This is a genomic window from Aeromonas sp. OTU364 (assembly GCF_038440395.1).
Taxonomy (GTDB): Bacteria; Pseudomonadota; Gammaproteobacteria; order Enterobacterales; family Aeromonadaceae; genus Aeromonas.
In genome coordinates, this window is sequence record NZ_JASATR010000007.1 from 79,113 (window position 1) to 91,898 (window position 12,786).

8 protein-coding genes are annotated in these 12,786 nt (G+C 64.8%); 2 read left to right on the top strand and 6 right to left on the bottom strand.

Going from position 1 to position 12,786, the window contains the following annotated elements; all coding sequences use genetic code 11:
- Window positions 1-6: 6 nt before the first annotated feature.
- The 3 genes from AAHB08_RS09540 to AAHB08_RS09550 are packed head-to-tail and all read right to left on the bottom strand — an operon-like array spanning window position 7 to window position 3,077.
- Complete coding sequence (locus tag AAHB08_RS09540; RefSeq protein ID WP_247627153.1) at window positions 7-1,542, bottom strand: DHA2 family efflux MFS transporter permease subunit; 1,536 nt, start codon at window positions 1,540-1,542, stop codon at window positions 7-9.
- A gap of 1 nt (window position 1,543) precedes the next feature.
- Window positions 1,544-2,611: an HlyD family secretion protein gene (locus AAHB08_RS09545; RefSeq protein ID WP_342058795.1), complete on the bottom strand. Its 1,068-nt coding sequence runs from the start codon at window positions 2,609-2,611 to the stop codon at window positions 1,544-1,546.
- Between the two features lie 37 nt (window positions 2,612-2,648).
- The gene (locus AAHB08_RS09550; RefSeq protein WP_139434935.1) at window positions 2,649-3,077 is read right to left on the bottom strand and encodes a MarR family winged helix-turn-helix transcriptional regulator; all 429 of its coding nucleotides are present in this window, start codon (window positions 3,075-3,077) and stop codon (window positions 2,649-2,651) included.
- Between the two features lie 122 nt (window positions 3,078-3,199).
- Between AAHB08_RS09550 and fumC the strand changes: the two genes are divergently transcribed.
- A complete protein-coding gene (fumC, locus tag AAHB08_RS09555) occupies window positions 3,200-4,591 on the top strand; it encodes a class II fumarate hydratase (RefSeq protein WP_342058796.1) in 1,392 nt (463 codons plus the stop codon).
- Window positions 4,592-4,743: 152 nt separating this feature from the next.
- Here the strand turns inward: fumC and AAHB08_RS09560 are convergent, their stop codons facing one another.
- Complete coding sequence (locus tag AAHB08_RS09560; RefSeq protein WP_202047058.1) at window positions 4,744-5,181, bottom strand: VOC family protein; 438 nt, start codon at window positions 5,179-5,181, stop codon at window positions 4,744-4,746.
- A gap of 408 nt (window positions 5,182-5,589) precedes the next feature.
- Between AAHB08_RS09560 and putA the strand changes: the two genes are divergently transcribed.
- Window positions 5,590-9,543, top strand: coding sequence for a trifunctional transcriptional regulator/proline dehydrogenase/L-glutamate gamma-semialdehyde dehydrogenase (gene putA, locus AAHB08_RS09565; protein ID WP_342058797.1), 3,954 nt, complete (start codon window positions 5,590-5,592; stop codon window positions 9,541-9,543).
- Window positions 9,544-9,789: 246 nt separating this feature from the next.
- On the opposite strand, the gene alr is transcribed toward putA, so the two are convergent.
- Window positions 9,790-10,863 (bottom strand): alanine racemase, encoded by a 1,074-nt coding sequence (gene alr, locus AAHB08_RS09570; protein WP_342058798.1) that lies wholly within the window; start codon window positions 10,861-10,863, stop codon window positions 9,790-9,792.
- A gap of 147 nt (window positions 10,864-11,010) precedes the next feature.
- On the bottom strand, window positions 11,011-12,405 hold the full coding sequence (gene dnaB / locus AAHB08_RS09575; protein WP_005330482.1) for a replicative DNA helicase: 1,395 nt from the start codon (window positions 12,403-12,405) through the stop codon (window positions 11,011-11,013).
- Between the last annotated feature and the right edge of the window lie 381 nt (window positions 12,406-12,786).

Sequence of the window (12,786 nt, forward strand, 5' to 3'; positions counted from 1 at the left end):
GGGCCCTCACTCCAGGATCGCCAGCGCCTCCTTGCCGCCGCGTTTGGGGGCCTTTAGCAGCAACACCAGCGGAATGGCGCACAGGCTGACCCACATCATCAGGCGGAAGTCCTGCAGGTAGGCAAGCAGGCTGGCCTGGCGGGTCACCTCGCCGTTGAGCATGGCGAGCCCCTTGGGAGTGATCAGCGCCGCCGTCCCCATCCCCTGCTGCAGACCGGCATTGAAGGGATTGATGTAGGAGGCGAACACCTCGTGGTTCATCTGGGTGCGCTGGGCCAGGTAGGTGATGACCACCGAGATGCCGATGCTGCTGCCGATGTTGCGCACCAGGCTGAACAGCGCCGTGCCCTCGTTGCGGAAGCGCGGCGCCAGGGTCGCGAAGGTGATGGTGGAGAGCGGCACGAAGATGAAGCCGAGCCCCAGCCCCTGGACTATGCCGGTGCGCACTATGTCCCAGCTGCCGATGTCGGTGTTGAACAGGGTCATCTCCCACATGGAGAAGCTGGTGAGCAGCAAGCCCAGCAGGATCAGGATGCGCACATCCACCCGGCCCGACAGCCTGCCCACCAGCATCATGGCGAACATGGTGCCGACCCCGCGCGGTGCCAGCAGGTAGCCGACGTCGATCACCGGGTAACCCATCAGCCCCTGCATGAAGGGGGGCAGCAGCGTCATGGTCGCCAGCAAGATGATGCCGACGATGAAGATGAACACCAGGCCGACGCTGAAGTTGCGATCCTTGAACAGGGCCGGCTCTATGTAGGGATGGGGGTGGGTGAAGATGTGCACCACGAAGAGATAAAAGGCCATCACCATCATGACGGTCTCGATCACTATCTCCCGGCTGGCGAACCAGTTCTGGGACTCCCCTCTGTCCAGCGCCATCTGCAATGCCCCTATGCCGAGGCTCAGCAGGGCGAAGCCCAGCAGATCGAAGCGGCGACTGGCGTCTATCCTGGTCTCCTCGATGAAGGCGGCAAGCCCGAACCAGGCCAGCAGGCCGAACGGCAGATTGATGTAGAAGACCCAGCGCCAGTTGTAGTACTCGGTGAGCCAGCCCCCGAGCGACGGCCCGAGGATGGGGCCCACCATGACCCCTATGCCCCACATCGCCATGGCGGAGCCGTGCTTCTCGGGCGGATAGGTATCGAGCAGCACCGCCTGGGAGAGGGGCACCAGGCTGGCGCCGAAGATCCCCTGCAGCAGGCGGAACAGCACTATCTGATCCAGGCTCTGGGCCGCGCCGCACAGCATGGAGGCGACGGTAAAGCCCGCCACCGACCACATGAACAGTCTTTTGCGACCAATTCTTGCCGAGATAAAACCGGTCAGCGGCATGAAGATGGCGGCTGCGACTATGTAGGAGGTGAGCACCCAGGAGATCTGATCCTGGGTCGCCCCCATGGCCCCCTGCATGTGGGGCAGGGCCACGTTGGCTATGGTGGTGTCCAGCGCCTGCATGATGGTGGCCAGCATCACCGACAGTGTGATGAAGGTGCGGCGGGAGACTTGGCCGGCCTCCTCTGTGGCTGCTGTCGTCATATCAACCTCGACCTGACAAGCCGGGCAGAGTGCGCTGGTGACCGGTATCGATTTCGGCGGTGGCGCTCAGGCCGGCGCGCAGGGTGGGCAGATCCGCCCCCTCGTCCAGCTTGATCCGCACCGCGACGCGCTGGGCTATCTTGACCCAGTTGCCGGTGGCGTTCTGGGCCGGGATCACCGAGAACTCGGAGCCGGTAGCCGGGCTCAGGCTCTCCACCACCCCGTGCCAGCGGGCGTCCGGGTAGGTGTCCACGCGGATGTCGACCTGCTGGCCCGGCTGCACATGGGTCAGCTCGGTCTCGGTGAAGTTCGCCTCCACCCAGGGGGTGTCCGTCTCCACCAGCATCATGGCGGTCATGCCCACCAGGCTGTACTGGCCGGGCTTGGGCAGCTGGCTGGCGATGCCGTTGGCGGGGGCATAGATGGTGGTGCGGGCCAGATCCAGCCTGGCCTTGGCCAGACCGGCGGCGGCTTCCCGATAGGCGGGCTGCTGCTCCACCGGCAGGTTCACGTCCCCGTTCAGGGAGGCTTCGATCTTCTTGAGCCCCTCCTCCAGCGCCACCTGCTGCTGGGCAGTCTGTATGGTGAGCTGGCGGGCGTCATCGTAGTTGGCGGTGGAGGTGAAGTGCCTGGCCACCAGATCCGCCTGGCGACGCTCCTCCTTCAGGGCATAGGCATGGCGAGTGCGGGCCACGTCGATCTCGGCCTGCTGACCGCGATAGCTGGTCTGCAGCGCCACCAGATCGGTGCGCACCTTGGCGAGTTCCGCCTCGGCCTTGGTCACGGCAACCCGGAAGGACTCGGGGTCCAGCTCGAACAGCGGCTGACCGGCCTTGACCTGCTGGTTTTCGGCGACGAACACCTTGGCCACCCGGCCCAGCACCTCGGTACTGATGGGCACCTTGTCCGCCTTCACATAGGCATTGTCGGTCTCCACATAGCGTCCGCCATGAAGATAGATTGCGCCCGCCCCGACCAGGGCCAGTGCCGGTACCACCACCAGCAACAGCAGGCGGGTACGGCGCCGGTTCATCCTGGGACGGGGGGAGGAGGGTGAGTCAGTGGTCATAGCATCGCTCCGCTGTGTGTTGCGTCAAAATGAGAAATCAGGGATGAGAGAGGTTGGCACGCAGGATCTTGAGGGAGTGGCAGAGCGCGTCCGTCGCCTCCTCCCCCAGCTCGCCGATGGCGCGCTGATGCACCAGATCGGACGCCTGCTTGATCATCGCCAGATAGGGGGTCGCGGCCTCGGTCAGGTAGAGCTGATAGGCCCGGCGGTCGCTGGGATCGCTGCGCCGCTCCACCAGGCCGTTCTCGGCCAGCTGGTCCAGCTGGCGGGCCAGGGTGATGGGCTGGATATCCAGGCCGTCGGCCAGCTCCACCTGACGGATCCCCTCGCTGCGCGCGATGTGCACCAGGGCGCGGGCCTGGGCCAGGGTCAGACAGCTCCCTTCCAGCTGCTGCTGGAACTGGCGGCGCATCAGACGCTGTACGTCACCGATCAGGAAGCCGAGGGAGTCGGGTTGTTTGTTCATAGCATGCAACCTATATAGTAAGCTTTGCTTATTATATGCCATGAACCGACATATGCAAGCTGGCCCCGGCCGCCGTTTGGGTTCATGCTGGGGAGCACCACCTCAACGGCAGGAGAAATGTCATGGATATCAGGATGGAGCGGGACAGTCTGGGAGAGATAGCCGTCCCGGCGGCGCGGCTCTGGGGGGCCCAGACCCAGCGCTCCCTGCACCACTTCAACATCTCGGGAGAGCGCCAGCCCATGGAGATCATCCATGCCCTCGCCCGCATCAAGTCCGCCTGCGCCAGGGTGAACCACGCCCTGGGGCTGCTGCCCGCGCGCAAGGCCCAGGCCATCATGGCCGCCGCCGACGAGGTGCTGTGCGGCCTGCACGACGCCGAGTTTCCCCTGATGGTGTGGCAGACCGGCTCAGGCACCCAGACCAACATGAACCTCAACGAGGTGCTGGCGAACCGGGCCAGCGAGCTGCTTGGCGGCGAACGGGGAGAGGCGCGGCTGGTGCACCCCAACGACGAGGTGAACAAGAGCCAGTCGAGCAACGATGTCTTCCCGAGCGCCATGAACCTGGCGGCGGTCACCGCCATCACAGGCCAGCTGCTGCCTGCCCTCATCACCCTCAAACAGACCCTGGCCGCCAAGGCCGCCGCCTTCGACGACCTTGTCAAGATTGGCCGCACCCATTTGCAGGACGCCACCCCCCTCACCCTGGGTCAGGAGATCTCCGGCTGGGTCGCCCAGCTCGCGCAGGGGGAGCGCCACCTCGCTGCCGCCCTGCCCCATCTGTGTGAGCTGGCGCTCGGCGGCACCGCAGTCGGCACCGGTCTGAACTGCCCCCCCGGCTTTGCCGAGGCGGTGGCGAAAACCTTGGCCGAGCAGACCAGCTTGCCCCTGGTGAGCGCCCCCAACAAGTTCGAGGCCCTGGCGGCGAGCGATGCCCAGGTCCATGCCCATGGCGCCCTCAAGACCCTCGCGGCTTCTCTCATGAAGATCGCCAACGACGTGCGCTGGCTGGCGAGCGGCCCCCGCAGCGGGCTCGGGGAGCTCAGCATCCCGGAGAACGAACCCGGCTCTTCCATCATGCCGGGCAAGGTCAACCCGACCCAGAGCGAGGCGCTCACCATGCTCTGCGCCCAGGTGATGGGCAACGACGTGGCCATCAACATCGGCGGGGCCAGCGGCAACTTCGAGCTCAACGTGTTCAGACCCATGATCGCCTACAACTTCCTGCAGAGCGTGCGGCTGCTGGCGGACGGCATGAGCAGCTTCCACGATCACTGCGCCGTCGGCATCGCTGCGAACCGGGCGCGCATCGACGAGTTGCTGGCCCGCTCCCTGATGCTGGTGACGGCCCTCAACCCCCACATCGGCTATGACAAGGCCGCCGAGATCGCCAAACTGGCCCACCACCAGGGGCTGACACTTCGGGAGGCGGCCATCGCCTCCGGCCACCTCAGCGCAGAGCAGTTCGATGCCTGGGTGGTGCCCGCCGACATGGTAGGGCGGCAGCCATAGGCTATATCGCCTTGGGCCATCTCGGCCCCCGGGAGTCCGATGTCTGGATCGTTCCCGGCGAGATGGCGGGGAGGGGCAACTAAGGCTCTGATTTGGGGCACTGATAAACAGAAGGGGCGCCGCGGCGCCCCTTCTCATTCACAGGCAAGGGCTCAGCTCTTGCTCTGGCAGTTGAACATCCAGCGGGTGCCGAACCTGTCCACCAGAGAACCGAAATAGTCGCCCCAGAACATCTCCTGCAGCGGCATCTCCACCTGGCCGCCCTCCCCCAGGGCCGCAAACAGACGGTCGGTCTCGGCCCGGCTGTCCGGCTCCAGGTTGAGGTAGCTGTTGTTGCCCTGCACCAGGGTGAACCCCATGCTGGCGGGGGCGTCCGTGCCCATCAGCACGTGTCCCCCGAGGATGGCGAGCTCCACATGCATCACCAGATCGCCATCCTCCTCCGATAGAGGCGGCTGGCCCGGGCAGCCCGGGGACTCCTTGAATCTGTGGATGGGGCCGTTGAACTCGCCGCCGAACACCTCGCGGTAGAAGAGGAAGGCCGCCTCCGTCTCCCGGGCAAAATTGAGATAGGTACTGACACGCGCCATGTTGATCTCCCTGGTCATTGATAGCGGATTTCGAGGCCAGCTATCAGCATAGAAGAGCCAACGCCACCCAGGTCGAACAGTACACCCGTGAGTCCACAGCGGCGGTTTTACCCGTTTCCCCATGAGTACCTGGCTGATATTTCATGAAAAAAGAGCAACCCGGACACATCAAGGGTTGCACCCAGATTCCCATCCCGAAGGCATACATACAACCCATTAATATTTCGGTGAAAATCTCTATTTAGCCCTATTTTCATGCTCAATCTGCCGAGTCATTTGGCATAGAAGAATTCAACAATGTAGCCGGGACATTAAAATTTCTTGCTTGAAGGTTGCACCTGGTTGCGCCATTCTCGGCAAAATTTAACCGTCCGGTAATATTGTTACCTTCTAGACACAGGAAGTCCCATGGCCACTACCACCCTCGGCGTTAAACTCGATGAAGCGACCCGCGACCGTCTCAAGCAGGCCGCCCAGACCCTGGATCGCACCCCCCACTGGCTGATCAAGCAGGCGATCTTCACCTATCTGGAGCAGCTGGAGCGTGGCCTGACCCCGCCCGAGCAGTCCGGTCTGGCCGCTGCCGCCGGGGAAGAGGCCATCGAGACCCTGACCGAGCAGGGGATCCAGGTCTTCCTCGAGTTTGCCGAGAGCATCTTGCCGCAGTCCGTGCTGCGTGCCGCCATCACCTCCGCCTATCGCCGCCCCGAGACCGAGGCCGTGCCCATGCTGCTGGAACAGGCCCGCCTGCCCAGGGAGAAGGCCGAGGCGACCCAGAAGCTCGCCATGAGCATCGCCGAGAAGCTGCGCAACCAGAAGAGCGCCAGCGGCCGTCAGGGCCTGGTGCAGGGCCTGCTGCAGGAGTTCTCCCTCTCCTCACAGGAAGGGGTGGCCCTGATGTGTCTGGCGGAGGCGCTGCTGCGCATCCCCGACAAGGCGACCCGGGATGCCCTGATCCGCGACAAGATAAGCGGTGGCAACTGGAGCCAGCATCTGGGCCAGAGCGCCTCCCTGTTCGTCAACGCCGCCTCCTGGGGCCTGCTCATCACCGGCAAGCTGGTGGCCACCCACAACGAAGCTGGCCTCAACAGCTCCCTCAAGGGGCTGATCGGCAAGGGCGGCGAGCCGCTCATCCGCAAGGGTGTGGACATGGCGATGCGCCTGATGGGGGAGCAGTTCGTCACCGGCGAGACCATAGCCGAGGCGCTGGCGAACGCGGGCAACATGGAAAACAGGGGCTTCCGCTACTCCTACGACATGCTGGGGGAAGCGGCCCTCACCGAGGAGGACGCCAAACGCTATCTCGCCTCCTACGAGCAGGCCATCCACGCCATCGGCAAGGCCTCCCATGGCCGCGGCATCTATGAGGGCCCGGGCATCTCCATCAAGCTCTCCGCCCTGCACCCGCGCTACAGCCGCGCCCAGTACGATCGCGTCATGGAAGAGCTCTACCCCACCCTGCTGGGGCTGACCCAGCTCGCCAGGCAGTACGACATCGGCATCAACATAGACGCCGAGGAGGCCGACCGGCTGGAGATCTCCCTCGACCTGCTGGAGAAGCTCTGCTTCGACCCGTCTCTCGCGGACTGGAACGGCATCGGCTTCGTCATCCAGGCCTATCAGAAGCGCTGCCCCTATGTGATCGACTACGTCATCGATCTCGCCAAGCGCAGCCGTCACCGCCTGATGATCCGGCTGGTGAAGGGCGCCTACTGGGACAGCGAGATCAAGCGCGCCCAGCAGGACGGCCTGGAAGGCTATCCGGTCTATACCCGCAAGCCCTACACGGATGTCTCCTATCTCGCCTGCGCCCGCAAGCTGCTGGCGGTGCCCGAGTCCATCTATCCCCAGTTCGCCACCCACAACGCCCATTCCCTGTCGGCCATCTACCAGCTGGCGGGGCAGAACTACTACCCGGGCCAGTACGAGTTCCAGTGCCTGCACGGCATGGGTGAGCCGCTCTACGAACAGGTGGTCGGCAAGGTCGCCGACGGCAAGCTGGGTCGCCCCTGCCGCATCTATGCACCGGTCGGCAGCCACGAGACCCTGCTCGCCTACCTGGTGCGCCGCCTGCTGGAGAACGGAGCCAACACCTCCTTCGTCAACCGCATCGCGGACAACAGCATCTCCCTGCAGGATCTGGTGCAGGATCCGGTGCAGCAGATCGAGCAGATGGCCGCCCGTGAAGGCAGCCTCGGCCTGCCCCATCCGCGCATTCCCCTGCCCCGTGAGCTGTACGGCGAGGCGCGCCCGAACTCCGCCGGCCTGGACCTCGCGAACGAGCACCGTCTGGGGTCCCTGTCCGCCGCCCTGCTCACCAGCACCAACAACACCTATCAGGCCCTGCCCATGTTGGGTACCGAGGTGCCGGCGCCGACCGAGTTCCAGCAGGTGGTCAACCCGGCGGATCACCGCGACGTCGTCGGTCAGGTGAGCGAAGCCACGGTAGAGCTGGTGGATCAGGCCCTCGCCTGCGCCCTGGCCAGCGGCCAGATCTGGCAATCCACCCCGCCCGCCGAGCGTGCCGCCGTGCTGGAGCGCGCCGCCGATCTGATGGAGTCCGAGCTGCAACCCCTGATGGGCCTGCTGGTGCGCGAATCCGGCAAGACCTTTGCCAACGCCATCGCCGAGGTGCGCGAGGCGGTGGACTTCCTGCGCTACTACGCCGCCCAGGCGCGCAACCACTTCGCCAACGAGAGCCACAGGCCGCTCGGCCCCGTGGTCTGCATCAGCCCCTGGAACTTCCCGCTGGCCATCTTCAGCGGTCAGGTGTGCGCGGCGCTCGCGGCCGGCAACACGGTGCTCGCCAAACCTGCCGAGCAGACCCCCCTCATCGCGGCGCAAGCGGTGCGCATCCTGCGTGAGGCCGGCGTCCCCGCCGGTGCGGTGCAACTGCTGCCAGGCCGGGGTGAAACCGTGGGTGCGGCGCTCATCGCGGACGAACGAGTGCGCGGCGTCATGTTCACCGGCTCCACCGAGGTGGCGGGCATCATCTCCCGCAACCTGGCCGGTCGCCTCGATGCCCAGGGCCGCACCATTCCGCTCATCGCCGAGACCGGCGGCCAGAACGCCATGATCGTCGACTCCTCCGCCCTCACCGAGCAGGTGGTGATGGACGTCATCTCCTCGGCGTTCGACAGCGCCGGTCAGCGCTGCTCCGCCCTGCGGGTGCTGTGCGTGCAGGACGATGTGGCCGAGCGGGTGATCCGCATGCTCAAGGGGGCCATGGCCGAGTACAAGGTCGGCAGCCCGGAGCACCTCTCCACCGACATAGGCCCTGTCATCGACGCCGAGGCCAAGGCCAACATAGAACGCCACATCAAGGCCATGGGGGACAAGGGTCGCCGGGTGCACCAGATTGCCCGCACCCAAGAGGGCGCCTGCAACCGCGGCACCTTCGTGCTGCCGACGCTCATCGAGCTAGACAGCCTGGACGAGCTGGGCCCTGAGGTATTCGGCCCGGTGCTGCACCTGGTGCGCTACCCCCGTGCCAAGCTCGGCGAGCTGCTCGCGCAGATCAACGACAGCGGCTACGGCCTGACCCTGGGGGTCCATACCCGGATCGACGAGACCATAGCCCAGGTGGTCAACACCGCCAAGGTCGGCAACCTCTACGTCAACCGCAACATAGTGGGCGCCGTGGTCGGGGTGCAGCCGTTCGGCGGCGAAGGGCTCTCCGGCACGGGTCCCAAGGCGGGTGGTCCGCTCTACATGTACCGTCTGCTCGGAGCCCGTCCGCAGGAGGCGGTGACCAGCCAGCTTCGCCAGGAGCCGGGTGCAACCCCGCAAGCCGAGGCCGCCAAACCGGCACTGCTGGCCTTGCGTGGCTGGGCGGGCAAGCAGGCCCCGGCACTGGTGGCCCTGTGCGATCGCTACGGCGAGCTGGCGCTGAGCGGCCTGACCCAGCTGCTGGTCGGCCCCACCGGCGAGCGCAACAGCTACAGCCTGCTGCCCCGGGAGCGGGTGCTCTGTCTGGCCGCCGACGATAAAGAAGCCAAAACGGATCTGCTGGCCCAGCTGGCGGCCTGTCTGGCCGTCGGGACAGAGGTGCTGTGGCAGGACAATGCCCAGAACCGCACCCTGCTGACCAGCCTGCCCGGCGAGGTACAGGCGCGTATCCAGCTGGTTGCGGACTGGGCCAGCAGCGACATCGGCTTCGATGCCCTGCTGCACCACGGCGACTCGGATCAGCTGCGGGAAGTGGCCAAGCTGGCCGCCGCCCGTGCTGGCGCCATCGTCGGCGTGCACGGCCTGCACCGTGGCGAGACCGACATCCCCCTGGAGCGGCTGCTGATCGAGCACGCCCTCTCGGTCAACACAGCCGCCGCCGGTGGCAACGCCAGCCTGATGACCATAGGCTAAGCGCCACGCAGTAACTGAAAACCCAGGCCCCGCTTATGCGGGGCTTGTTCTTTCGTCCACGGAACACGCACATGAAAAAGGCCGCCCTTGTCGGGGCGGCCTTCTTGTTCTCCCTTCTCCCCTCGCGGGAGAAGGGCTGGGGATGAGGGGGTTAAACGTACTCCATAAACACTCTGGACGTCAGCTTGGTGATCAGCTCGTAAGGAATGGTGCCTATCTCCTCGGCCGCCATCCCAAGTCAAAGGGTTAAACGTACTCCATAAACACTCTGGACGTCAGCTTGGTGATCAGCTCGTAAGGAATGGTGCCTATCTCCTCGGCGACCCGCTCCACCGGCAAGCCCTCGCCCCAGAGCACGGCCTCGTCACCGGCCTTGTCGGTGGCGTCAGGGCCGAGATCCACAGTGGTCATGTCCATGGAGACCCGGCCCACCAGGGGCACTATGCGGCCATTGACCAGCACCGAGGTGCCGTTGGGTGCCATGCGCGGATAACCGTCGCCATAGCCGATGGCGATGACGCCGAGCCGGGTATCCCGGGTCGACACCCAGTTCGCGCCATAGCCCACCGGCTCCCCCGCCTTGTGATCCCGCACCGCGATGAGTTGTGTTTTGAGAGTCATCACGGGTTTAAGGTCGTAATCCGCCGCCACCGTGTTCGGGAAGGGGGAGACGCCGTAGAGGATGACGCCGGGACGCACCCAGTCGCAGTGGGAGTCCGGCCAGGCCAGGATGCCTGCCGAATTCGCCATGGCGCGCTCGCCCTTGAGGGGGGTGGTCAACTTGCTGAACAAGTCGATCTGCTCGCGGGTGGTGGATTGCTCCAGCTCATCGGAGCGGCTGAAGTGGGTCATGACGTTGAACGGCTGCACCACGTTCTTGCACCTGCCGAGCCGCTCGATGAAGGCGGGCATCTCCTCGGCCCGCACCCCGAGCCGGTGCATGCCGGTGTCGAGCTTGAGCCAGGCCACCACGGGGGCCGGCAGCTCCGCCTGCTCCAGGGCCTCGAGCTGCTCCCAGGTGTGCACCGCGGTCTGCAGGTTGTTGGCCGCCAGCACCGGCAGATCGGCGCTCGAGAAGAAGCCCTCCAGCAGCACTATGGGTTTGACCACGGCGCAGGAGCGCAGCATCAGCGCCTCCTCGATGCGGGCCACCGCATAGGCGTCCGCATCCACCAGGGTGCGGGCCACCGGCAGCAGACCATGGCCATAGGCGTTGGCCTTGACCACGGCGATGATCTTGCAGGAAGGCGCGTGGCGCTTGACCACGGCGAGGTTGTGGCGCAGGGCCGAGGTATCAATTTGGGCAATAGCCGCTTTCATCTGTTTTCCCTTACGAGGGCATGATGGCGCACCAGCGCCAGGCACCGAGTGGTGTCATCCCTTGATAGTCATCGTCTAAGGCCGGACCGGCAGAATTGTCGAACCGGGAAAACTGTGTCTTGTCATCTGGGAGCGGTTCGCTCCCGCTTAGTAGTCATCGTCAAACGCCGGGCCGGCGTAGTTGTCGAACCGGGAGAACTGACCCTGGAAGGTGAGACGCACCCGGCCTATGGGGCCGTTACGCTGCTTGCCGATGATGATCTCGGCGATCCCCTTGTCGGGACTGTCGTCGTGATACACCTCGTCGCGGTAGATGAACATGATCAAATCCGCATCCTGCTCGATGGAGCCGGATTCCCGCAGATCCGAGTTGACCGGCCGCTTGTCGGCGCGCTGCTCCAGGCTTCGGTTCAGCTGGGAGAGCGCCACCACAGGGCATTGCAGCTCTTTCGCCAGGGCCTTGAGGGAGCGGGAGATTTCACCTATCTCCAGGGTTCTGTTGTCAGAGAGCGCCGGTACCCGCATCAGCTGCAGGTAGTCGATCATGATCATCGAGAGGCCGCCGTGCTCGCGGGCGATGCGCCGGGCACGGGAGCGCACGTCGGTCGGGGTCAGGCCGGAGGCGTCATCTATGTACATCTTGCCCTTCTCGAGCAAGAGCCCCATGGTGGAGGAGAGGCGCGCCCAGTCTTCGTCGTCGAGCTGGCCGGTCCGCACCTTGGTCTGGTCGATGCGCCCCACCGAGGCGAGCATACGCATGATGATCTGCTCGGAGGGCATCTCGAGGGAGAAGATCAGCACCGGCTTGTCGGCGGTGAGGGCCGCGTGCTCGCACAGGTTCATGGCAAAGGTGGTCTTGCCCATGGAGGGACGGGCCGCGACTATGATGAGGTCAGAGCGCTGCAGGCCGGCGGTCATCTTGTCGAGATCCCCATAACCGCTGGAGACCCCGGTCACCCCGTTGTGAGGGGTCTTGAACAGCTCCTCAATCTTGTCGACCGTCTGCTCCAGAATGAGCTTCAGGGGCTGAGGGCCCTCGTTGGCACTGGAGCGCTGCTCGGCAATCTGGAACACCTTGCTCTCGGCGAGATCCAGCAGATCGCCGGAGGTGCGCCCCTGAGGCTCGTAACCCGCTTCGACTATCTCGTTGGCGACCGAGATCATCTCCCGTACCACGGCCCGCTCACGCACGATTTCGGCGTAGGCATTGATGTTGGCGGCGCTCGGGGTGTTCTTGGCGATCTCCACCAGATAAGCGAAGCCACCGGACTCTTCCAGCTGCTCGGAGCGCTCCAGCTCCTCCTGCAGGGTGATGAGATCGATGGGGTTGCCCGCATTGGAGAGGCGGGTCATGGCCTGGAAGATCAGGCGGTGGGGACGGCTGTAGAAATCCTTGTCGATCACCCGCTCGGCCACCCGATCCCAGGCCTCGTTGTCCAGCATCAGGCCGCCCAGTACGGACTGCTCGGCCTCAAAAGAGTGGGGGGGAACTTTCAGCTGTTGTGTCTTGGCGTCTTTTTTCGCCGTCACTTGCTCTGCCATACACATAAAAACCGCAGCGGGAAGGGGACGGGAATTTTACAAAAGAAACCCCGCCATCGCGAGCGCTAATGCGCGCTATTCACCTCATCCGGTGGCCTGCCTGCTTTCGGGTGGCCGGCTCATCGGCTCCTGGGGCCCTCCTTGCCCCTCACAGCACGAGGAAGGGCCAGACCAGGGTCTGATCCTTCGCCTTGGATTTGAGCTTGTTGCGCAGCCTGCGCACCGAACGACTCGGTCGTCTGTTTCTCATGGGGATCCTCCTTGGTGCCCCCGGGAGGGGCAATCTGTTCATGAATAATTCATGCCAGACATGTTAATCATACCCGCAAGCTGCAACACAAAAAGGGACCGGCAGCCTGCCATGCGCCTCGCTGAGCTTGC